17 protein-coding genes are annotated in these 22,621 nt (G+C 72.2%); 5 read left to right on the forward strand and 12 right to left on the reverse strand.

The annotated features are described in order from the left end of the window. From ABT296_RS29735 to tkt, 5 genes are all read right to left on the reverse strand, one after another. A partial coding sequence (locus ABT296_RS29735; RefSeq protein ID WP_502977354.1) for a phosphoglucose isomerase-related protein occupies positions 1–361 on the reverse strand: 361 nt, incomplete at its 3' end. Continuing rightward, entirely contained in the window at positions 354–1,289 is a 936-nt protein-coding gene (opcA, locus tag ABT296_RS29740; protein ID WP_351931764.1) for a glucose-6-phosphate dehydrogenase assembly protein OpcA, read from the reverse strand. The genes opcA and ABT296_RS29735, both read right to left, overlap by 8 nt. Continuing rightward, positions 1,286–2,815 carry a glucose-6-phosphate dehydrogenase gene (gene zwf, locus ABT296_RS29745; RefSeq protein WP_351931765.1) on the reverse strand — a complete coding sequence of 510 codons (1,530 nt, stop codon included), beginning with the start codon at positions 2,813–2,815 and terminating at the stop codon, positions 1,286–1,288. Before zwf ends, opcA begins: the two co-directional genes overlap by 4 nt. Beyond that, a complete protein-coding gene (tal, locus tag ABT296_RS29750) occupies positions 2,812–3,969 on the reverse strand; it encodes a transaldolase (RefSeq protein WP_351931766.1) in 1,158 nt (385 codons plus the stop codon). The genes zwf and tal overlap by 4 nt, the downstream gene beginning before the upstream one ends. 19 nt (positions 3,970–3,988) lie before the next feature. Beyond that, positions 3,989–6,064 carry a transketolase gene (gene tkt / locus ABT296_RS29755; RefSeq protein ID WP_351931767.1) on the reverse strand — a complete coding sequence of 692 codons (2,076 nt, stop codon included), beginning with the start codon at positions 6,062–6,064 and terminating at the stop codon, positions 3,989–3,991. Positions 6,065–6,210: 146 nt separating this feature from the next. Between tkt and ABT296_RS29760 the strand changes: the two genes are divergently transcribed. After that, positions 6,211–7,104 (forward strand): helix-turn-helix domain-containing protein, encoded by an 894-nt coding sequence (locus ABT296_RS29760; protein ID WP_351931768.1) that lies wholly within the window; start codon positions 6,211–6,213, stop codon positions 7,102–7,104. Between the two features lie 13 nt (positions 7,105–7,117). Here the strand turns inward: ABT296_RS29760 and ABT296_RS29765 are convergent, their stop codons facing one another. The 4 genes from ABT296_RS29765 to ABT296_RS29780 all read right to left on the reverse strand — a co-directional run bounded on the left by ABT296_RS29765 (position 7,118) and on the right by ABT296_RS29780 (position 13,576). Further along, positions 7,118–7,648: a hypothetical protein gene (locus ABT296_RS29765; protein ID WP_351931769.1), complete on the reverse strand. Its 531-nt coding sequence runs from the start codon at positions 7,646–7,648 to the stop codon at positions 7,118–7,120. 82 nt (positions 7,649–7,730) lie between these two features. Next, a complete protein-coding gene (locus ABT296_RS29770) occupies positions 7,731–9,116 on the reverse strand; it encodes a glycoside hydrolase family 16 protein (RefSeq protein ID WP_351931770.1) in 1,386 nt (461 codons plus the stop codon). Between the two features lie 175 nt (positions 9,117–9,291). Continuing rightward, on the reverse strand, positions 9,292–10,536 hold the full coding sequence (locus ABT296_RS29775) for a L,D-transpeptidase (RefSeq protein ID WP_351931771.1): 1,245 nt from the start codon (positions 10,534–10,536) through the stop codon (positions 9,292–9,294). A 937-nt stretch (positions 10,537–11,473) separates the two neighbouring features. Then, entirely contained in the window at positions 11,474–13,576 is a 2,103-nt protein-coding gene (locus tag ABT296_RS29780; protein ID WP_351931772.1) for an MMPL family transporter, read from the reverse strand. A 262-nt stretch (positions 13,577–13,838) separates the two neighbouring features. Here ABT296_RS29780 and ABT296_RS29785 point away from each other — a divergent pair, with 262 nt between their 5' ends. Beyond that, positions 13,839–14,252 carry a VOC family protein gene (locus ABT296_RS29785; RefSeq protein ID WP_351931773.1) on the forward strand — a complete coding sequence of 138 codons (414 nt, stop codon included), beginning with the start codon at positions 13,839–13,841 and terminating at the stop codon, positions 14,250–14,252. Here ABT296_RS29785 and ABT296_RS29790 read toward each other — a convergent pair. Continuing rightward, positions 14,243–14,917: a response regulator transcription factor gene (locus ABT296_RS29790; protein ID WP_351931774.1), complete on the reverse strand. Its 675-nt coding sequence runs from the start codon at positions 14,915–14,917 to the stop codon at positions 14,243–14,245. The two genes, ABT296_RS29785 and ABT296_RS29790, sit on opposite strands and share 10 nt — an antisense overlap. Next, positions 14,914–16,104, reverse strand: a complete 1,191-nt coding sequence (locus ABT296_RS29795; protein ID WP_351931775.1) for a sensor histidine kinase — start codon at positions 16,102–16,104, stop codon at positions 14,914–14,916. Before ABT296_RS29795 ends, ABT296_RS29790 begins: the two co-directional genes overlap by 4 nt. Positions 16,105–16,370: 266 nt before the next feature. Here ABT296_RS29795 and ABT296_RS38760 point away from each other — a divergent pair, with 266 nt between their 5' ends. Next, a complete protein-coding gene (locus ABT296_RS38760; protein ID WP_502977357.1) occupies positions 16,371–17,777 on the forward strand; it encodes a sulfatase-like hydrolase/transferase in 1,407 nt (468 codons plus the stop codon). Between the two features lie 226 nt (positions 17,778–18,003). Further along, positions 18,004–19,890 (forward strand): discoidin domain-containing protein, encoded by a 1,887-nt coding sequence (locus ABT296_RS29810; protein ID WP_351931776.1) that lies wholly within the window; start codon positions 18,004–18,006, stop codon positions 19,888–19,890. 144 nt (positions 19,891–20,034) lie between these two features. Here the strand turns inward: ABT296_RS29810 and ABT296_RS29815 are convergent, their stop codons facing one another. Then, on the reverse strand, positions 20,035–20,883 hold the full coding sequence (locus ABT296_RS29815) for a hypothetical protein (RefSeq protein ID WP_351931777.1): 849 nt from the start codon (positions 20,881–20,883) through the stop codon (positions 20,035–20,037). 370 nt (positions 20,884–21,253) lie between these two features. Between ABT296_RS29815 and ABT296_RS29820 the strand changes: the two genes are divergently transcribed. After that, positions 21,254–22,594 (forward strand): 6-phospho-beta-glucosidase, encoded by a 1,341-nt coding sequence (locus tag ABT296_RS29820; protein WP_351931778.1) that lies wholly within the window; start codon positions 21,254–21,256, stop codon positions 22,592–22,594. Positions 22,595–22,621: the final 27 nt, after the last annotated feature.

The following is a 22,621-nucleotide window of genomic DNA, read 5'->3' on the forward strand; positions in this document are numbered from 1 at the left end:
CGTGCACCGCCGGGACGACGTTCTCGCCGTCGACCTCCACGACCGCCTCGCGCGGGGCGCGCAGCGCGGTGTGCAGAACCGCCCGGTCCTCGGTGAGGTTGATGCGGTCCCCGCGGAACATGGCGTCACGCAGGCCGAACACATCGGTGGCGACGGCCAGTTCCTGGAGCAGGGCCAGGGTCTCGTCGTCGACGAGGTGCTTGGAGTAGTCGATGCGCAGATCGCCGACGCGCACCACGTACCGCCGCGCGCGCTCGGGGTCCTCGGCGAAGAGGTCGCGCAACTGCGGGCGCAGGGCCGCGCGGTGGTCCTCCAGGGCGGTCCACTCGGGCCGCCGGGTGGGCTTGGGGTAGTCAGACATGAGAGGGCTTCTCCTTGGGGGCCTCGCCCCGCAGGGCGATGGCGTACATCTCGTCCGCGTCGAGGCGCCTGAGCTCCTCGGCGATGAGTTCGGAGGTGGAGCGGACCTTCAGCGCGAGGGTGCGCGAGGGCTGGCCCGGCAGCGACAGCGTGGCCAGCGGGCCCTCGGGGCGGTCGATGACGATCTCGCCGTTCGCGGTGCCCAGCCGGACGGCCGTGACCACCGGTCCCGCGGTCACGATCCGCTCGCTCTTCACCCCGAGGCGCGCCTCCAGCCAGCGGGCCAGCAGTTCGGCGCTCGGGTTGTCGGCCTCGCTCTCCACGGCCGCCGAGGTGATCTCCACCCGCGCCTGGTCCAGGGCCGCGGCGAGCATCGAGCGCCACGGGGTGAGCCGGGTCCAGGCGAGGTCGGTGTCGCCCGGCGCGTAGGCCCGGGCGCGGGCCTCCAGCGCGTGCAGTGGGCGCTCCACGGCGTACATGTCGGTGATGCGGCGCTGGGCGAGCCCGCCCAGCGGGTCCTTGGCGGGGATCTCGGGGGCGTCCACCGGCCACCACACGACCACCGGGGCGTCCGGCAGCAGCAGCGGCAGCACCACGGAGTCGGCGTGGTCGGAGACCTCGCCGTAGGTCCGCAGCACCACCGTCTCGCCGGTGCCCGCGTCGGCGCCCACCCGGACCTCGGCGTCCAGCCGGGAGGCGGTGCGGTCGCGCGGGGTGCGGGCGTGCCGCTTGATGACGACCAGGGTGCGCGAGGGGTGCTCGTGCGAGGCCTCCTCGGAGGCCTTGATCGCGTCGTAGGCGTTCTCCTCGTCCGTGACGATCACCATCGTCAGGACCATGCCCACGGCGGGGGTGCCGATGGCCCGGCGGCCCTTCACAAGGGCCTTGTTGATCTTGCTTGCCGTGGTGTCGGTCAGGTCGATCTTCATGGCCTGCGCCAGCTCCGTCCGTCTCGTGCGAGCATCTCGTCGGCTTCCCCGGGTCCCCAGCTGCCCGAGGCGTACTGCGCCGGCCTGCCGTGCCGCGCCCAGTACTCCTCGATGGGGTCGAGGATCTTCCAGGACTCTTCCACTTCCTGGTGACGGGGGAACAGATTGGCGTCGCCGAGCAGGACGTCCAGGATGAGCCGCTCGTACGCCTCGGGGCTGGACTCGGTGAACGACTCGCCGTAGGCGAAGTCCATCGTCACGTCCCGGATCTCCATCGAGGTGCCGGGCACCTTGGAGCCGAAGCGGACGGTGACGCCCTCGTCGGGCTGGACGCGGATGACGATCGCGTTCTTGCCCAGCTCCTCGGTGGCGGTGTGGTCGAAGGGGGAGTGCGGCGCCTGCTGGAACACCACCGCGATCTCGGTGACCCGGCGGCCCAGCCGCTTGCCGGTGCGCAGGTAGAACGGAACCCCGGCCCAGCGCCGGTTGTCGACCTCCAGCCTGAGCGCGGCGTAGGTGTCGGTCGTCGACTTGGGGTCGATGCCGTCCTCCTGGAGGTAGCCGCGCACCTTCTCGCCGCCCTGCCAGCCGCCCGCGTACTGACCGCGCACGGTGTGCCGGCCGAGGTCGCGGGGGAGCTTCACGGCCTTGAGGACCTTCAGCTTCTCCATCAGCAGCGCGCCCGCGTCGAAGGCGGCCGGCTCCTCCATCGCGGTGAGCGCCATCAGCTGGAGCAGGTGGTTCTGGATGACGTCACGCGCCGAGCCGATGCCGTCGTAGTAGCCGGCCCGGCCGCCGATGCCGATGTCCTCGGCCATCGTGATCTGGATGTGGTCGACGTACGACCGGTTCCAGATCGGCTCGAACATCTGGTTGGCGAAGCGCAGCGCCAGGATGTTCTGGACGGTCTCCTTGCCCAGGTAGTGGTCGATCCGGAAGACCTGCTCCGGGTCGAACACGTCGTGCACGACGGCGTTCAGCTCGCGCGCGCTGCCCAGGTCGTGACCGAACGGCTTCTCGATGACCGCCCGCCGCCAGGAGCCCTCGGGGGCGTCCGCCAGGCCGTGCTTCTTCAGCTGCCGGACCACCTTGGGGAAGAACTTCGGCGGCACCGAGAGGTAGAAGGCGTAGTTGCCGCTGGTGCCCCGAGAGGCGTCCAACTCGTCGACGGCGGAGCGCAGTTGCTTGAACGCCGCGTCGTCGTCGAAGTCGCCGGGGATGAACCGCATGCCCTCGGCGAGCTGTTGCCAGACCTCCTCCCGGAAGGGGGTGCGGGCGTGCTCGCGGACGGCGTCGTGCACGACCTGCGCGAAGTCCTGGTCCTCCCAGTCCCGGCGGGCGAACCCGACGAGGGAGAACCCCGGCGGCAGCAGACCGCGGTTGGCCAGGTCGTAGACGGCCGGCATCAGCTTCTTGCGGGACAGGTCGCCGGTGACGCCGAAGATGACGAGCCCGGAGGGGCCGGCGATCCTCGGCAGCCGCCGGTCGCGCGCGTCACGCAGCGGGTTGGTCCACTCGGTGCTCATTCCGCGTCCACTCCCTTGTCCGTTCCCTTGTCCGCGAGCGACTTGGCGACCGCCTCCAGCAGCTCCTGCCAGGCGGCCTCGAACTTGGCGACGCCCTCGTCCTCCAGCCGGGTGACGACCTCGTCGTAGGAGATGCCGAGGGCCTCCACGGCCGCGAGGTCGGCGCGGGCCCGCGGGTAGCCGCCGGTGACGGTGTCGCCGGTGATCACACCGTGGTCGGCGGTGGCGTCGAGGGTGGCCTCCGGCATGGTGTTGACGGTGCCGGGCGCGACCAGCTCGTCGACGTAGAGGGTGTCCTTGTAGGCGGGGTCCTTCACACCGGTCGACGCCCACAGCGGGCGCTGCCGGTGGGCGTCCGCGGCGGCCAGCTTCAGCCAGCGGTCGGAGGCGAAGACGTCCTCGTACGCCTGGTAGGCGAGGCGGGCGTTGGCGAGGGCGGCGCGGCCCTTGAGGGAGAGCGCCTCCTCGGTGCCGAGGGCGGTCAGCCGCTTGTCGATCTCGGCGTCGACCCGGGAGACGAAGAACGAGGCGACGGAGTGGATCGACGACAGGTCCAGGCCCCGCTCGGCGGCCCGTTCCAGGCCCAGCAGGTAGGCGTCCATGACCTCGCGGTACCGCTCCAGCGAGAAGATCAGCGTGACGTTGACGCTGATGCCCTCGGCGAGGACCGCGGTGACGGCCGGCAGGCCCGCCTTCGTCGCCGGGATCTTGATCATGACGTTGGGGCGGTCGACCAGCCAGGCCAGCTGCCTGGCCTCGGCGACGGTGGCCGCCGTGTCGTGGGCGAGCCGAGGGTCGACCTCGATGGAGACCCGGCCGTCCCGGCCGCCGGTGGCGTCGTACACGGGCCGCAGGATGTCGGCGGCGGCGCGGACGTCGGCGGTGGTCATCATCCGTACGGCCTCGTCGACCGTGACGCCCCGCACCGCGAGGTCGGCGAGCTGCTCCTCGTAGCCCTCGCCGGAGCCGATCGCGGCCTGGAAGATGGACGGGTTGGTGGTGACGCCCACCACATGCTTGGTGGTGAGGAGTTCGGCGAGGTTCCCGGAGGCGATCCGCTCACGGGACAGGTCGTCCAGCCAGATGGAGACGCCTTCGTCGGAGAGGCGCTGGAGCGCTCCCGTGGCAGCGGTTGCTTCGGTCACTGTGATCATCTTCTTTCTGGCGGTCGGATCAGCCACGGGCGGCAGCGAGCGATTCCCGCGCGGCCACGGCGACGTTCTCGGCGGTGAAGCCGTACTCGGCGAACAGGGTCCCGGCGTCGGCGGAGGCGCCGAAGTGTTCGAGGGAGACGATGCGTCCTGCGTCACCCACGAACCGGTACCACGTCAGACCGATCCCGGCCTCGACCGCGACACGCGCTCGCACGGACGGCGGAATCACGCTGTCGCGGTACGCGCGCGGCTGCTGCTCGAACCACTCCACCGACGGCATCGACACCACCCGGGTGCCGGTCCCCTCGGCCTCCAGCAGCTCCCGCGCGGCGACGGCGAGCCGCACCTCGGAGCCGGTGGCGATGATCACCACCTCGGGCGTCGGGGTGGAGGAGTCGCGCAGGACGTAACCGCCCCTGGCCGCGTCCTCGTCGCGCTCGTACGTCGGCACGCCCTGGCGGGTCAGCGCCAGTCCGTGCGGGGCGGGGTCGGTGGCGTGCCGGCGCAGGATCTCCGCCCAGGCGACGGCGGTCTCGTTGGCGTCGGCGGGCCGCACCACGTTCAGGCCGGGGATGGCGCGCAGCGAGGCGAGGTGCTCGACCGGCTGGTGGGTGGGGCCGTCCTCGCCGAGGCCGATCGAGTCGTGCGTCCACACATAGGTGACGGGCAGCTGCATCAGCGCGGACATCCGCACCGCGTTGCGCATGTAGTCGGAGAACACCAGGAACGTGCCGCCGTAGACACGGGTGTTGCCGTGCAGGGCGATGCCGTTCATCTCCGCGGCCATGGAGAACTCGCGGATGCCGAAGTGGATCGTGCGGCCGTAGGGGTCGGCCTCCGGCAGCGGGTTGCCCTCGGGGAGGAACGAACTGCCCGCGTCGATGGTGGTGTTGTTGGATCCGGCCAGGTCGGCGGAGCCGCCCCACAGTTCGGGGAGCACGGCGCCGAGCGACTGCAGGACCTTGCCGGAGGCGGCGCGGGTGGCCACCGATTCGCCGGGCTCGAAGACCGGCACGGCGGACTCCCAGCCCTCGGGGAGCTGACCGGCCACGATCCGGTCGAACAGCGCGGCGCGCCCGGGGTTGGCGGTGCGCCACTCGGCGAGGCGCTTGTCCCAGGCGGTGTGCGCCTCGGCGCCCCGGTCCAGGGCGCGGCGGCTGTGCGCCAGCACTTCGTCGGCGACCTCGAAGGTGCGGGCGGGGTCGAAGCCGAGCAGCCGCTTGGTGGCGGCGATCTCGTCCTCGCCGAGCGCGGAGCCGTGCGAGGCCTCGGTGTTGCGGGCGTTCGGCGCGGGCCAGGCGATGACCGTGCGCAGCGCGACGATGGAGGGGCGCCCGGTCTCGGCGCGGGCCGCCTCCAGCGCCGTGTGCAGGGCGTGGACGTCGACGTCGCCGTCCTCGGTGGGCTCCACGCGCTGGGTGTGCCAGCCGTACGCCGCGTAGCGGGCGAGGACGTCCTCGGAGAAGGCGGTCGCGGTGTCGCCCTCGATGGAGATGTGGTTGTCGTCGTAGACGAAGACGAGGTTGCCGAGCCTCTGGTGGCCGGCGAGCGAGGACGCCTCGGCGGAGACGCCCTCCTCCAGGTCGCCGTCGGAGACGATCGCCCAGATGGTGTGGTCGAACGGTGACTCGCCCTCGGGTGCCTCGGGGTCGAACAGGCCGCGCTCGTAGCGGGCGGCCATGGCCATGCCCACGGCGTTGGCGGCGCCCTGTCCGAGGGGTCCCGTCGTGGTCTCCACCCCGGCCGTGTGGCCGTACTCGGGGTGGCCGGGCGTCCGCGACCCCTGGGTGCGGAACGCCTTGAGGTCGTCGAGTCCGACCTCGTACCCGGCGAGGAAGAGCTGGGTGTAGAGCGTCAGCGAGGTGTGCCCGGGGGAGAGGACGAAACGGTCACGGCCGGTCCATTCGGGATCGGCGGGATCGTGCCTCATCACCTTCTGAAAGATCGTGTACGCGGCGGGCGCGAGGCTCATGGCGGTGCCGGGGTGGCCGTTGCCGACCTTCTGTACGGCATCCGCAGCCAGCAGGCGTGCGGTGTCGACGGCACGCCGGTCGAGTTCGGTCCATTCGAAACGGTCCGGTGTGTGCGTGCTCATCTTCAAGAAGTCCTCGATAAGAGCGGGCTGTGTCGGTTGACGCGTTCAAAAGTAAAAGTCTGACTTTTTCAAGGGAAGGTCGCGGTGTGTCAGCCTGTGGTGAAAGTGGGACAGCGGGAGCAGGGCCGAGGCGGTACGGGACAGACATGGCGGACAGAACAGTGCAAGGCGATGGCGTGGACGGGATCAGAACCTTCCCCTTCCCGGTCGACCTGAGCGTTCGCGGCGTCGGTATGCAGGTGGGCCCGATGGGTGACGCCCGCACCTGGCACGCCGAGGTACCCCTGGAGCGGATGCACCGCATCGACTTCCATGTCGTGATGCTCTTCGACGGCGGTCCGGTCCACCACATGATCGACTTCACCGAGTACGAGGCCGGACCCGGCGACCTGCTGTGGGTCCGGCCCGGACAGAGCCACCGCTTCGCACCGACGGGCGAGTACCGGGGAACCGTCCTGACCATGCAGCCCGGTTTTCTGCCCCGCTCGACCGTGGAGGCCGCCGGCCTCTACCGCTACGACCTGCCGCCCCTGCTCCACCCCGACGAGCCGCAGCTCACCGCCCTGCGCGCGGCCCTCGACCAGCTCCGCCGGGAGTACGAGGACACCACCACGCTCCCCCTGAGCCTGCACACCGCGGTCCTTCGCCACTCCCTCTCCGCGTTCCTGCTGCGCCTGGCGCATCTCGCCGCCAGCTCGCACGACACCGCCCACCGGGAGGCGGGTTCCACCTTCACCCTCTTCCGGGACGCGGTGGAGCGCGGCTTCGCCACCAACCACAGCGTCAGCGCCTACGCCGACCGGCTCGGCTGCTCGCGGCGCACGCTCGTGCGGGCGGTCCGCGCCGCGACCGGCGAGACACCGAAGAGCTTCATCGACAAGCGGGTGATCCTGGAGGCGAAGCGGCTCCTCGCCCACACCGACCTGCCGGTCGGCCGGGTCGGGGTGGCCGTCGGCTTCCCCGACGCGGCGAACTTCTCCAAGTTCTTCCACCAGCACACCGACCAGACCCCGGCCGCCTTCCGGGCGGAGATGCGCTGAGCGCCCCGCCCGCTCAGGACAGCGGCAGGCCGTTGACGCCCAGGCGCCGGGCGCCGCGCGGGGAGAGCGTCATCGGGCCCGCCCAGCCCAGGTGGACGAGGGCGACCTGGGAGGGCAGCGGGGCGACGGGATCGGCCTCTCGGCCGTGCGACCAGTTCTGGAACAGGCCCTCGGTGGTGTCCACCGCGGACACCACCATGGTCACCTTCAGCTCCGACTCGCCCCAGGTGTGCCACAGCGCCCAGCCCTCGGGCCGGGCTTCGACACCGAACCGGGCGCAGGCGCCGGCGTAGTCCTCCGTACCGCCCGGCCGCAGGACCGCCGCGCCGAACAGCGGGACCGTCGCACGGCCCTCCTCCAGACAGCCGTCGCCCTCGAAGTGGTAGTGGTGCAGCACCCGGGCCAGCGCGTTGAGCCGGCGCTGGAGCGGGGTGGCGTCCTCGGGGTCCTCGTCCAGACGGACCCGTCCCTCGGCGGACGCGGCGGCGCCGACCCGATGGGCCAGTCGCTCGATCTCGCGGAGGTACTCCAGTTCGGTGCGCATGGCGCGCAGTCTGGCAGTACGGCACGCGCCGGCGGTCCGGATTTTTCCGGGGAAGCGGACCGCCGACGGCGCACCGCCCCTGTCAGCGGCGGAAGTTGAACCAGTTCACGTTCACGAAGTCGGCCGGCTGCCCGCTGGTGAAGGTCAGATAGACGTCGTGCGTGCCCGTCACCGCGCCCATGTTCGCCGGGACCGTCCGCCAGCTCTGCCAGCCGCCGGTGTTGCCCACCGCGAAGCTGCCGACGGGCGCGTTGCTCCGGCTGTCCAGTCTGACCTCGACCAGACCGCTCACCCCGGATCCGGCACCGCTCGCCACCCGTGCCACGAACTGGGTGGCCGCCGGGGAGCCGAAGTTGACGCCCCGGTAGAGCGCCCAGTCACCGTTGGCCAGCGCGCCGATGTTCTGGCCGCCGCCGGAGTCGGAGGTCGCCTCGGTCATGGTGCCGGACTGGCTGTCGTGGGACTCGGCCTGGATGGCGCTGTAGGCGTCCCGGTTCCCGCTCGGCGGAGGGGTGGTACCGCTCCCACTGGACAGCACCTGGACGTAGTCCACGACCATCGGGTAGCCCGGCACGGTCGCCCCGTCCGGGCCGCCGCCGAACGCGTCGACGAAGCCGCCGCCCATGGCCACGTTCAGGATGACGAAGTACCCGTGGTTGGTGGCGTTGTTCCAGGTGGTCGCGTCCACCTGGTCGGAGCGCACGGTGTGGTAGTTGATGCCGTCCACGTAGAAGCGGATCTGCTGCGGGCTGGTCGAGCGGTCCCACTCCAGCGCGTACGTGTGGAAGCCGGCCTGACAGGTGGTGTTGGGACAGGCGCGCGAACCGCCGATGCCCGTGGTCTCGTTGCAGGGGCCGCCCGGACTGGTGCCGCAGTGCATCGTCGACCACACGGTGTTCAGGCCCTGGACGTTCTCCATGATGTCCAGCTCGCCGACGCCCGGCCAGTTCCAGTAGTTGCCCCGGTACGGCGTGCCCAGCATCCAGAACGCCGGCCAGTAGCCGCGGGCCGCCGCGCCGGTGACGTTCGGCATCTGGATACGGGCCTCCACCCGCAGCTTGCCGCCCGACGGAGGCTGGAAGTCGCCGCGGACGGTCTCGATGCGGCCGGAGGTCCAGTTGCCGGAGCCGTCGCGGCGCGGGGTGATGCGCAGGTTGCCGTTGCCGTCCAGGGCCACGTTGTTGGTGCTGGACGTCATGTTCTCGATCTCGCCGGTGCCCCAGTTGGAGGGGCCGCCGGGGTAGCCGTGGCCGGTCGCGTACTGCCAGTTGGAGGTGTTGACGCCGCTGCCCGCGGCGCCGTTGAAGTCGTCCACGAACACCTGCGTCCAGCCCGAAGGGGGCGTCGGCGCGGAGGCGTCCGCGGAGGCGACGGCGGCGGCCGCCAGGCCCAGGGCGCTGGCGAACGCGATCAGGGCGCGCCGCAGCGGGCGCCGTCGTCTGTGGGGAGTGCCGGAGGTTTCGCTCATGGGCGTACTGCCTCTCGGGTACGGAGTGTGGGGGTGAGCGGGTGCACTCGAGAGCGCCGATGACCGATTGAGAGCGCTCTCAAAGTGCCGCCAATGTGCTCCCCGACGCTTCGGTCGTCAAGAGGTGAAGCAGAGAAAACCCTTTCACGGCACGGGAGTTCACTGCGTGAATGCGCTAGAGCGCGCTCCCTGCCCGCCATTCGTCCCAGGTGAGATTCCAGCCGTTGAGCCCGTTCGCCGGATCGACGGTTTCCTCGTCGGAGTTGGTCACCACGACGACGTCACCGAGCATCGAACTGTCGTAGAAGCGGTACCCGGCAACGGAGTTGTCGTCCGCTCCCTTGGTGTCCCGCAGGCCGATGCAGCCGTGGGTGGTGTTCGCGCCGCCGAACACCGATTCGGCCGCCCAGTAGTTGCCGTGGATGAAGGTGCCGGAGGTGGTCAGCCGCTGTGCGTGCGGGACGTCGGCGATGTCGTACTCGTCGCCGAGGCCGACGGTGGAGGACTCCATCCGGGTCTCCTCGAACCGCTCGCTGATCACCATGATCCCGGACCAGGTGGTGTGTTCGGCGTCGCCGCCGGTCACCGGGTAGGTGGCGAGGGTCTGCCCGTCCCGTACGACCGTCATCCGCCGCGTGGCGAGGTCGACGGTGCTGATCTGCTCGCGGCCGATGTGGAAGGTGACGTCCTTGGACTGGACGCCGTAGACACCGTCGGCGCCCTCGACGTCCCGCAGCCGCAGACCGAGGGTGACGGTGGTGCCGGCCGCCCAGTACGACTCGGGGCGGAAGTCGAGCCGGGTGTCGCTGAACCAGTGCCCGACGACCTCGACCGCCGGTTCCGCGGTGACGGTGATCGCCCTCTCCACGGCCGCGCGGTCCGTCACGACGTGCGTGAAGTTGATCGACACCGGCATGCCGACGCCGGAGGTGGAACCCGCCTCCGGCGTGAACCGGCCGGTGAAGGTCGCGCCGGGCGACTCGGTCGTGAAGGTCGCCGTCTTCGTCACGGCACCGCCCGCCGACTCGGCGGTGACGGTGTACGTCGTGCCCGAGACCGGGTTCCCCGTCGAGGTCCAGGTGGTGCGGGCGTCGTCGTAGGTCCCGGCCAGGGCGGCTCCGTCGGCGCCGGTGACGGAGACCGAGGCGAGGGTGCCGTCGGTGACGGTGACCTCCACGGGCCGGGTGAACGCGGCCTTCCCCGCGCCGTCGGCCGGGTTCACCGCGATCACCGGCACCGGGGCGGAGGACGCCGAGGCGGTCCCGGTGGCCCGGGCGACGGCGCCCTCCGAGGCGTCCGTGGAGCCCCCGCACCCGGTCAGCGCGGCGACGGGGACCGCGCCGAGCACGGCGAGGACCCCGCGCCGCGACCACCCCCGGGACGAGGGCTGGGACCGGTTCGATATGTGCGAGACGCCCACGGCAGGCCTTCCTGATCCATCCATGTTTGCCCGTGCATGGTGCGTCTCGTTCCTGGGACGACTCTTTGAACGGGCGGTGCCCGCCCTGAGATTCCGATGGACTCGCCTCGGCGTGTTGGCGTCGCCGCAGGTGAGAGGTGTACGGAGGTGCCCGGCGGTTGCCGGGTGGCTCACATCACCGTGGACGGCTCGGGCACGGGAGCTGCGGCCTGTGCGAGGGGGTGGGGGCGGTTGGTCCGGGGTGGTGGTGGGTGTCGGCCGGGGTGGTCGTGGGTGTCGGCTCGGGGTGGTGAGTGGTGAGTGGGGGCGTGAGGGGGTGGTGCGTGGTGGGCGGGAGCGGTGGAGGTCCGGCGGTTCGGGGCGGTGGTGGGCCGTGGGCGTGCGGCGGCGGGCGGGTGGTCGGCGTGGGGTGGGGGTCGGGTGGTCCGGGGTGGTGGGCGTGAGGGGTGGCGGTCCGGTTGGGGCGCGGCGGTGGTGGGGCGGTCGGTTGTGGGAGGGGGCGGCGGTGGGCCGGCTTCGGGTGGTGGTGGGTGTGAGGGGGTGGCTGGCATCTGGCCTGGGGTGGTGGGCGTGCGGCAGTGGCGGGTGGCCGGTTTCGGGTGGTGGGTGGTCGGCGTGAGGCGTGGCGGTCTGGTCGGTGCGTGGTGGGCGGGAGCGGTGGAGGTCCGGCGGTTCGGGGCGGTGCGTGCCTCGCGCGGTGCAGCCCCTGCTGCTCGCCTGCGTGACCGCGACCCGGGTGCCGGGGCCTCGCGGGGGCGCGAAGCGTTCGCGGGCCCGCGAGGCTCATGTGCTCCGGTGCTGCGGCTCGGCCCCGCGGGGTGCGGGCGCGTGTACCCGTTCGCCGGGTCGGGCCGGGCACGGGCGTGCCCCGGCAGGGCGTGGTGCCTGCCGGGGCCGGGGCCGGGTCCGGGGCGCGGGTCCGGTGTGGACGCGCCGGTCAGACCTTCGTCGGTACCGGCGGTTCCGGGACGGCCGGCGCCTCCGTCAGGCCGAAGCGGTCGTGGGCCCGGCGCAGCGGACGCGGGGCCCACCAGGCGTGCCGGCCGAGCAGCGCCATCGTGGCCGGGACCAACAGCATCCGCACCACCGTGGCGTCGATCAGCACCGCCAGGGTGAGCCCGAGACCGATCTGGAGGATGGGCGAGAAGCCGCCCGTCATGAACGCCCCGAAGACCACCGCGAGCAGCAGCGCGGCACAGCTGACCACCCGGCCGGAGCGGCGCAGCCCGGTCACCACGGCCGCCCGGTCGTCCTCGCCCCGTTGCCGGGCCTCGCGGATCCGGGCCAGGATGAACAGTTCGTAGTCCATCGCCAGCCCGAAGGCGATGGCGACGATCAGCGGCGGCGCGGTCAGGCTCAGTGCACCCAGCCCCTCGGCGTCGAGCAGTCCCGCCAGATGGCCGTCCTGGAACACCCACACCACCACCCCGAGCGCGGCGCCCAGACTGAGCAGCGTGGTCGCGATGGTGCGCAGCGGGATCAGCACCGAACCGGTGAAGGCGAACAGCAGGGCGAAGATCCCGGCGAGGACCGTCACGGCCGCCCACGGCGCACGCTCCGCGAGCATCGCCCGGAAGTCCACCAGCCGGGCGGCGACCCCGGTCACCTCGACCGGTTCGTCGCCGCGCAGTTCCCTGATCCGCTCCACCAGGTCCGTGGCGGCCTTGCCGTCGACCCCGCCGGGCGGCCGGATCTCCACCACCGTGGCGCCGCCCGGCAGCGTCCGGGACTCGGCACCGGACAGCGCGCCGATCCGTTCCACGGTCGCCGGATCGGCGCCGGGCCGGGCCACGACGGTGATCGGGGAGACCCCGGTGCCGGGCGGGAAGTGCCCGTCGACGGTGTCGTACAGCTGCCGTGCCTCGGTGCTGGTGGGCAGTTGCTTGGCGTCGCCCACGCTGATCGTCAGGCCGGCCACGGGCAGTGCCACCACCAGCAGCGCCGGTACGACCGTGGCGACGACCAGGGTCCGGCGGCGGGTGGCGAAGCGGGCGAGTCGGGCGAAGAGGCGGCCCTCCTCGCGGTCGGGGCGTACCCGGGCGGGCGGGATGCGGCCGCCGAACCTCGCCAGCAGCGCGGGCAGCAGGGTGAGCGCGGCCAGCATGTCGACGACGACCACGGCGGCAACCGCCAGTCCCATGCTGCGCAGGAACACACTGGGGAAGACCAGCAGCCCGGTCAGGCTCACCGCCACCGTCACCCCGGAGAACAGCACGGTCCGCCCCGCCGCCTCGACCGTGCGGTGCACGGCCTCCACGACGTCGTCGGTGTGCCGCCGCTCCTCGCGGAAGCGGACCAGCAGCAACAGGGCGTAGTCCACGGCGAGTCCGAGGCCCAGCATGGTGGTGACCTGGATGGCGTACACCGAGATGTCCGTGACCTCGCTGAAGGCGAACAGCGCGAGGAACGCGCCGGCGACCCCGCTGACCGCGATCACCAGCGGCAGCGCCGCGGCCCGCAGTCCGCCGAACACCACCAGCAGCAGGGCGAGTACGACCGGCAGCGAGATCAACTCGGCGTTCTTGACGTCCTCCTGAGCGCGTTCCCCCAGTTGCCGTCCGAGGAGTTCGCCGCCGCTGACATGGACCTCGGGCGCGTCGATCTGCCGGATGCGGTCGGCCGCGGCGTCGGTCGCCCGTTCCTCCGCGTCCTCCTCCAGGCCGCCCTCGAAGGTGACCGGGATGATCAGGGCCTGTCCGTCCCGGGCGGTGAGCCCGGGCGTGCGGTACGGATCGGGTACGGCGGCCACCCCGGCGATCTCACGGACCTCGGCGACGGCCCGCTCGACCTGGGCGCGCAGGGCGGCGTCGGAGACCGCCTCGCCCGCGACCACGGCGGTGACGGTCTCGCCCGCCGGGTCCGCCCCGGCGAGGTACTCCTCGGCCAGCTCCGACTCGGTGCCGGGCACGTCCGGCACGTCGTCGGAGAGCCGGGCGAAGACACCCGTGCCCAGGCCGAAGCCCAGCAGCAGGAACAGCAGCCAGAGCAGGATGACGGTGAGCGGGCGGCGCGTGGCCGCCCGGGCGAGCGTGGCGAGCACGGTCCCTCCCGGTGATGGACGTCGACTTCGCCCCCAGACTCGTCCCGGACCGGGGTTCGCCGGATCGCCGGAGGGAGCGGTTTCCCGGCCTCCGCCGCACGGGGGAGAGGGCGGGCGGTCTCACCCGTACGAGGGATGCGGGGGCGGGAATCATCGCGGTCCGCCCGGGAGTTGAACGATCAGGAGCGACCGAGCACGAAGGAACACACCTGACCGCCGGGGAGACGAGCGGTCAGGAACCGCCGATCACGAAGGAGTGCCCATGACCGAGGAGCCCGCCGTCCGTGAGCTGCGCCTGGTGGTCACCGCTGAGGACTACGACGCCGCGCTGCACTTCTACCGAGACGTCCTCGGCCTGCCCGAGCGGGCCGCCTTCTCCTCGCCGGGCGGGCGGGTGAGCATCCTGGAGGCGGGCCGGGCGACGCTGGAACTGACCGACCCCCGCCACGCCGAGTACATCGACGACGTCGAGGTGGGACGGCGTGTCGCCGGGCATGTCAGAGTCGCCTTCGAGGTGCCCGACTCGGAGTCGGCCACCCGAAGACTCGCCGAGGCCGGCGCGGAGGTCGTCGCCGAGCCGACCCGCACCCCCTGGAACTCGCTGAACTCCCGACTCCGGGCGCCCGCCGCGCTCCAGCTCACCCTCTTCACCGAGCTGGGGGAGGATCAGGACTGACCGTCGCCGGGAGTGACCAGACCCGTCTCGTACGCGCAGATCACCGCCTGCACCCGGTCCCTGAGCCCCAGTTTGCTCAGCACATTGCTGACATGGGTCTTCACGGTGTGCTCGCTCACGAACAGCGCCGAGGCGATCTCCGCGTTGGTCAGACCGCAGGCCAGCATGCTCAGGGTCTCCGTCTCACGGGCGGTGAGCACCTCCAGCCGTCGCGGGGCGACCTCCGCCGCGGCCTCCCGCCGACGGCGCCGCACCAGGTCCGCGACCAGGCGCCGGGTGACCGTCGGGGCGAGCAGTGAGTCACCCCCGGCGACCACCCGGACCGCGTGCACCAGGTCGTCCCGGCGGACGTCCTTCAGCAGGAAGCCACTGGCCCCCGCGCACAGCGCGTCGTAGACGTACTCGTCCAGGTCGAACGTGGTCAGCATGACCACCTTGCAGGCGGACTGCCCGCACACCCGCCGGGCCGCCTCCAGGCCGTCCATGACGGGCATCCGGATGTCCAGCAGGAGGACGTCCGGCGCGTGCCGCCGCACCGCCGCGACGGCCTCCGCGCCGTCACCCGCCTCCGCGACCACCTCGATGTCCGGCTGCGCCTCCAGGATCATGCTGAAGCCGCTGCGGACCAGTTCCTGGTCGTCGGCGACGACCACCCTGATGCTCATCCGTGTGCCGCCTGCCGGTCGTCCGCCGGGAGCCGCACGAGAACCCGGAAGCCGCCCCGCGGACCGCGCCCGGCACGGGCGCTGCCCCCGCAGGCCGAGGCCCGCTCCCGGATGCCGATCAGCCCGTGCCCGCCGTCCGGGCCCGAGGGGCCGCGTCCGTCGTCCGTCACGGACAGGGTCAGTTCGTCCTCGGTCCAGTCGAGCGCGACCGTGGCGGAGGAGGCGTAGGCGTGCTTGACGGTGTTGGTGAGCGCCTCCTGCACGATCCGGTAGGCGGCCACCTCGGTGTCCGCGGGCAGCGGCCGCGGTTCGCCCTCGGCGAGCAGCTCGACATGGAGCCCGGTGGTCTCGGTGACCTGCCGGACCAGGCCCGGCAGCGCCGCCACCCCGGGCTGCGGGAGCCGCCGTGCCTCGACGTCGCCCCGCTCCTCCTTCAGCACACCGAGGATCCGCCGCAGCTGCGCCATGGCGTCCCGGCCGGTCCCCGCGATCGTGTCGAACACGGCCTCGGCGCGCGCCGGATCGCTGCGCACCACGACCGGCCCGGCCTCGGCCTGCACCACCATCAGGCTCACCGCGTGGGCCAGGATGTCGTGCATGTCGCGGGCGATCCGGGCACGCTCCTGAGCGATCGCCCGCGCCGTGTCGGCGGCCCGCTCGCGCTCCAGCCGGCGCGCCCGGTCCACGAGGGCGGCGGTGTAGGCGCGCTGGATCCGGGCCAGCATGCCGAAGCCGTACGCCCCGGCCACGCTGAGCAGTTGGAAGGCGTACTCGAAGGGCAGCGGCTCCTGCTTGTGCTGCATGGTCAGCACCACGCCGAGGACCCAGCCCGTGAGCATGGCCCGGCGCTGCCAGACCTTCCCCTCGGCGGCAACGGTGTAGAGGACGACCAGACCGGCGTACACCACGTCCGGCGGGGGCGCGTGGTACCAGGCCATCGCGGGGGTGGCCGCGGACACCGCGCAGGCGGTGGCGAACGGCGCCCGGCGCCGCCACACCAGCGGCACCGCCGTGGCCGCGGCCAGCAGCCAGCCCTGCCAGGTCAGCCGGTGCTCCCCCTCGTCGGGGAAGATCCACTGGAGGGAGGCGGCGAAGAGCACCACGGCGGCGAGCGCGGCGTCGACGACGTACGGGTTCGCCGTGCGCAGCCGGGTGACGGCCGGGGCGAACCAGGGGGGCGGGGGCATGGGCGGCTCCTCGGGGCAAGAGGCCCCCTCAGTATCGGAGGCCGGATGCGGCACGGTCCTCACCGGTGAGAGGGATATCGCGGCCGGGGCCGTGAGCGTTGCGACAGCACCGAGAAGGAACCAGAAGTCCGAACCGTCCCTCTTCGTGGTCGCCCTCTCCGTAGCCCGCCCTCTCGCAGTCGCCTTCTCCGCAGTCGCCCCTCCCCATCGCCCCTCCGCAGTCGCAACAGAGCGTTCACAGCGTAGGCATGGTCGCGGGCCGACCGATGCGATCACCATCGTCTGCGGACCCCTGGGCCTGTCGGCCCCAGCCCGCCGCCTCCTGGGAGACCCGTAGGCCGAGCCGCCGCGACTTCTCACCGCGGTCGCCGCCGTGCCGGCCGCGGCCGCGGCGGTCACCGGCTGCGAGGTCGGCGGGCGGGCACTGCCCCCAGCCGACGCGAAGCCCGCCCCTGCGCGCCCGGTGGCCCGGTTCGGCCCGACCGGCTCAGCTTCGTAGTGCTCCTCGCCGACGACCTCGGCCACGGCTAACTCAGCTTTTACGGAAGAAAGTTGATCCGCACCCCCGCCTCGACACCCTGGCCGCCGAGGGACTGCGCTTCGTCGACGTCGACGCCGACGCCACCGCCCCGGTCTGCGCGCCCTCCCGCTGCTCGCTGCTGACCGGACTGCACAGCGGCCACGCCACCGTACGGGAGAACCCCTGGGGCCCCGGCGGCCAAGGCGCCCTCACCGAGGTGGACTTCACCTTCGCGGAGGCGCTCAGGTCCCTCGGCTACCGCACCGGGATCTTCGGCAAGTGGGGATTCGTCCCAGGGCTGCCCGGCCAGCCGAGCCACCCCAACTCCCGAGGTTTCGAGGAGTTCTACGGCTACATCGGCCATCGGCCCGCCCACGACTACTACCCCGGCCACCTCGGATGGCGACCGTTCCGGCCACCCGTGCCCGGTACGCGCCCGACCTGCTCCAGGAACGCGCGCCGGCGTTCCTCGACGCGCACGGTGCCGGGCCGTTCCTGCTCTGCCTCACCCCGAACCTGCCCCACGCCCCCAGCCAGGTCCCTGACGAGGGCGAGTACGCCGACCGCCCCTCGCCCGGCCCCGACCGGCGGCACGCGGCCCGGATCGGCCGCCGCGACAGCCTCGTCGGCGAGATCGTCGACCGCCCCACCCGACTCGGCGTCGCGGACCACACCTGGTGCTGGTCACCGGCGACAACGGCCCGCACGAGGAAGAGGGCGCCACCTCGAACTCTTCGACGCGGCGGGCCCGTTGCGCGGCTGCAAGCGCAACCTGTACGAGGGCGGCATCCGCGTCCCACTGATCGCCTGGTCCCCGGGGCGGGTCCGGCCCGGCACCACCGACCGCCCCACCCAACTGACCGACCTGCTCCCCACCCTCGCCGACCTCGCCGGAGCCTCCGCGCCCACCGACCTCTCCCTCGCCCCGCTGCTGCGCGGCACCGGCCCCGACGCACGCCACGACGACCTGTACTTCTACCGCAACCACAGCGGAGTCACCTCGCGCTCGGACGCCGAGGACCGCGGCCGGCCCCGGCCCCGGTTCAGCGCCGAGGTCCCTAACGACAGGCCCCTCCCGAACCTCAAGGCCGGGAGGGGCCGCCACCGCCGCCGTACGAACCACGCCCGCCCGCCGGCGTTCGGTCGAGCGTGACTCAGGCGCCGGGATCTGGGGGTCTTGCCCCGCCTGGCCTCAACGGCTGCAGGCGGTAGGGCAGTTGCTCCGTCGGTCCCGCGTCCCTCCGTAGCCTCGGGCCGCTGCTTCCTCCTGCGCAACACCTTGACGGCGGCTTCCCATGAGTTTTAAATCACAACGTAAATTAAGTAGTGAGACTTTTGGTGAACCGGCGCCCCCACCCTCCCTCCCCAAGGAGAGCCGCATGCCCACCCGCACCCCCCGCATCCTGCTGACCGCGCTCGGCGCGGCGGTCGCGTTGACGGCGGGCCCCGCCACAGCCGCCCCCGCCCTCGCGCCGAGCGCCGCCGCCGCAGCCGCGGCCGCCTGGGACACCGACCGCGCCGCCGCCGCGTACGCCCAGAACCCGGCCGGGGTGACCGCCTCCGGCAGCGAGAACGCGGGCCTCGCCCCCGGGCGGGCCTTCGACGGCGACGGAACCACCCGCTGGTCCAGCGACTTCGCCGACACCGCGTGGATCCGCCTCGACCTCGGCGCGACCCTCCGGATCGACCGCGTCGTCCTTGACTGGGAGGCCGCCTACGGCAAGCGCTACGTCCTGGAGGTCTCGAAGAACGGCACCGACTGGACCCCGTTCTACACGGAGACCGCCGGCACCGGAGGCACCGTCACCGCCCACACCTACCCGCAGGAGGTCACCGGCCGCTACGTCCGGATGCGCGGCGTGGAACGCGCCACGCCCTGGGGCTACTCCCTGTACGCGTTCAAGGTGTACGGCGGCGAACCGGCCCCCGCCTCCACCAGTCGCGCCAACCTGGCCCTGAACCACCCGGCGTTCACCAACTTCTACCAGCACGCGGGCAATTCACCCGCCTTCGTCACCGACGGCGGCTGGCCTGCCGATCTCAAGGCGGACCAGAGCCGCTGGTCCAGCGACTGGAACGCCGACCGCTGGGTCTCGGTGGACCTCGGCGCCCGCGCGACGATCGACACCGTCGACCTGTACTGGGAGGCCGCCTACGCCGTCGACTACGAACTCCAGGTCTCCGACGACAACCGCACCTGGCGCACCGTCCACCGCCCCTCCGCGTCGGAGGTCGCGGCCCGCAGGGCCGACGTGAAGTCCCCCGGCGAGGCGGCGGGCCGGCACGACTCGGTCCGCCTGGCCCAGCCGGCCACCGGCCGCTACGTCCGTATGCTCGGCAAGGAACGCCGCTCCTTCCACAACCCGGCCCCGGCAACCGCTCAATTCGGCTATTCGCTCTACGAGTTCCAGGTCTGGGGCACTGGAGGCAGCGAGACGGCCGCCTACCCGGCGCTCCCGGCGGACCAGTCCGGCGCCTACCGCACCACGTTCTTCGACGACTTCACCGGCGCCTTGCTCGACCGCGCCAAGTGGCGCGTGGTGCGCACCGGTACGGAGATGGGCCCGGTCAACGGCGAGTCCCAGGCGTACGTCGACTCCACCGACAACATCCGCCAGGAGAACGGCAGTCTGGTCCTGGAGGCCCAGCACTGCAAGGGCTGCACCAAGGCCGGCGGAGGCACCTACGACTTCACCTCGGGCCGCATCGACACCAACACGAAGTTCGACTTCACCTACGGCCGGGTGAGCGCCCGGATGAAGCTCCCGGTGGGCGACGGCTTCTGGCCCGCGTTCTGGCTGCTCGGCAGCGACGTCGACGACCCGTCGGTGTCCTGGCCGGCCTCCGGCGAGACCGACATCATGGAGAACGTCGGCTACGGAGACTGGACCAGCACCGCGCTGCACGGCCCTGGCTACTCCGCGGACGGCAACATCGGCGCCCGGCAGGTCTACCCGAACGGCGGCCGAGCCGACCACTGGCACACCTACGCCGTGGAGTGGACCCCGACCGGCATGCGCTTCTACGTGGACGACGTCCTGGTCCAGGAGACCACCCGGAACAAGCTGGAGTCGACCCGGGGCCAGTGGGTCTTCGACCACAACCAGTACGTGATCCTCAACCTCGCCCTGGGCGGCGCCTACCCGGCCGGCTGGAACAAGGTCACCACCCCGTACTGGGGTCTGCCGCAGTCGAGCGTGGACCGGATCGCGGCCGGGGGAGTGCGGGCGGAGGTGGACTGGGTCAGGGTCGAGCAGAAGGGCTGACCCGCCCCTCGGCGGGCCCGGTGAGCGGCGCGGCCGCTTGGCGACGCGGCCGGAGGGGTCCAGCCCCCTCCGGCCGCCGGCCGAGTGCCCGCGAGATCCCCCGCGCCGCGATCCGCACCGCGGGGGCTCGACAGCCGCGCGGGGTCAGCCCGTGGCCTGGCGGTACGCGTACACGCTCGTCGACACCGCGCAGACGCCCGGCTGGATCACCTGGGCGCGCAGGGTGCCGCTCCGTGCGTCGTAGTCCACGCCCTCCGTCTCGAAGGTGCCGGTGCACACGCTGCGTTGGGGCAGCGCGAACAGGGCCCGCACCGCGCCGGTGACCGGCTGCCCGTCCAACTTCCGTTCCAGATCGACCTGGAGGAGGGGACGGATCTGCGGGAACAGCGATCCGGTGGCGTCGTTGGAGGCGCACACCAGGCGGGTGTCGGTGACGAAGTCGCAGCCCTGGATGTCGCGCACGGGTCTGTCCAGGGTGATCTGCCAGACCTCCTTGAGCTCCCCGCCGGTGGGCGGGGTCGCCGGGTTGAGCAACGGGGCGGGGAAGACCTGGAGGCGGTTCTGGTCGCCCCACTCGCCCGCCACCAGCCACTGCCCGTCGGGGGAGACGGCGGCGAAGGAGTTGTTCAGCTTCTCGCCCGGGTTGAGCTGGTGCACGTACTCGTAGCGCTTCCCGGACGGCGTGGTCACCGCGAACATCTTGGAGGTGGCCGTGTCGGGCCCCTGGTAGGCGTCGAAGACGTGGCCCTCGGCGATGTCCGGGTCGCCGACGTGGTTCCAGCCCTTGATCCGCAGGGAGAGCGGGATGTCCAGCAGCCCCCGGTACAACAGCGAACCGTCCGCCCGGCTGGCGAGCCCCTGGCCGCCGCCCAGCGAGTCGGTGTACGCCGTCCCGGTCTCCTCCCACCGGGGGTCACCCGCCGCGGACGCGTTCCCCGCACCGATCGTGAGAGCAACGAACGCAGCTGCCAGACAAAGAAGTTGACGCTTCATCAGACAAACATCCTTGAGGTCGAGGGGATGGCCCTGGAATGGAACCACGTATCACCCCCAAGGTCACCGCCCCCAACCCACCCGACCCAGCTGCGACCCACCAAGGGGCGCGGGGAACTGCGCGCCCAACCACCCACGACCCGCACCCGCCCACCGACCCCTCCAAGGGGCGCGGGGAACTGCGCGACCAGCCACCAACCGTCCCGCACCCGCCCCCCGCCCCCGACCACCCCACCCCGTGGGCGCCCCCGGAACCCGGTGCGATCTGACCGCCCTGCCCGCAGGGCAAACACCCGAACCACCCCCCACATGCGTAGATTGACCCGGCGAGGGGCCCGGCCCCAAAACAGACGGCAGGAAAGAGCAAGGCGTGAGGCTGACGATCCTCGGCGGAGGCGGATTCCGCGTACCGCTCGTCTACGGTGCACTACTCGACGACCACGCCGAGGGCCGAGTGACCGAGGTCGTCCTGCACGACCTCGACCCCGACCGCCTCGCCGCAGTAACCCGCGTCCTGGCCGAACAGGCCGCCCCGATCCCCGACGCCCCCCGGGTCACCACCACCACCGACCTCGACGAAGCCCTCCGCGGCGCAGACTTCGTCTTCTCCGCGATCCGCGTCGGCGGCCTCCAGGGCCGCGCTGACGACGAGCGGGTGGCGCTCGCCGAGGGCGTCCTCGGCCAGGAGACGGTCGGCGCCGGCGGCATCGCCTACGGACTGCGGACCGTGCCGGTGGCGACCGACATCGCCCGAAGGGTGGCCCGGCTGGCACCGCACGCCTGGGTCATCAACTTCACCAACCCCGCGGGCCTGGTCACCGAGGCCATGTCCCGCCACCTCGGCGACCGTGTCATCGGCATCTGCGACTCGCCGGTCGGCCTCGGCCGCCGTATCGCCCGCGTCCTCGGCGTCCACGATCCCGCCAAGGCGTGGATCGACTACGTCGGCCTCAACCACCTCGGCTGGGTGCGCGGACTGCGCGTCGCCGGACACGACGAACTCCCGCGGCTGCTCGCCGACCCCGCGCTGCTCGGCTCCTTCGAGGAGGGCAGGCTCTTCGGCACCGACTGGCTCCGCTCCCTCGGCGCGATTCCCAACGAGTACCTGCACTACTACTACTTCAACCGTGAGACGGTCGACGCCTACCGGCGGGCCGAGCGGACCCGAGGCGCCTTCCTCCGCGACCAACAGGCCGGTTTCTACGAGGAGATGAACGACCCGAAGGCCGGCGCGCTGGCCGCCTGGGACCGTACCCGCGCCGAGCGCGAGGCCACGTACATGGCGGAGAACCGGGAGAGCGCCGGCGCCGGCGAGCGGGAGGCGGACGACCTCTCCGGCGGCTACGAAAAGGTCGCCCTCGCACTGATGCGGGCCATCGCGCGCGACGAGCGCACCACCCTCATCCTCAACGTCCGCAACCGGCACACCCTTTCCGTCCTCGACGCGGACGCCGTCATCGAGGTGCCGTGCCTCGTCGACGCCAACGGCGCCCACCCGGTCTCGGTCGATCCGCTGCCCGGCCACGCCACCGGGCTGGTCTGCTCGGTCAAGGCCGTCGAGCGCGAGGTGCTCGCCGCAGCCGAGTCGGGCTCCCGGGCGACGGCGGTGAAGGCGTTCGCGCTGCACCCGCTGGTCGACTCGGTGAACGTCGCCCACAGGCTGGTCGAGGGTTACATCGCGGTCCATCCGGGCCTCGCGTATCTTGACTAGACCACTTTCGCGACGGGCCCCGCCCCG

It is taken from the genome of Streptomyces sp. NPDC000983 (genome assembly GCF_040299205.1).
Lineage (GTDB): Bacteria > Actinomycetota > Actinomycetes > Streptomycetales > Streptomycetaceae > Streptomyces.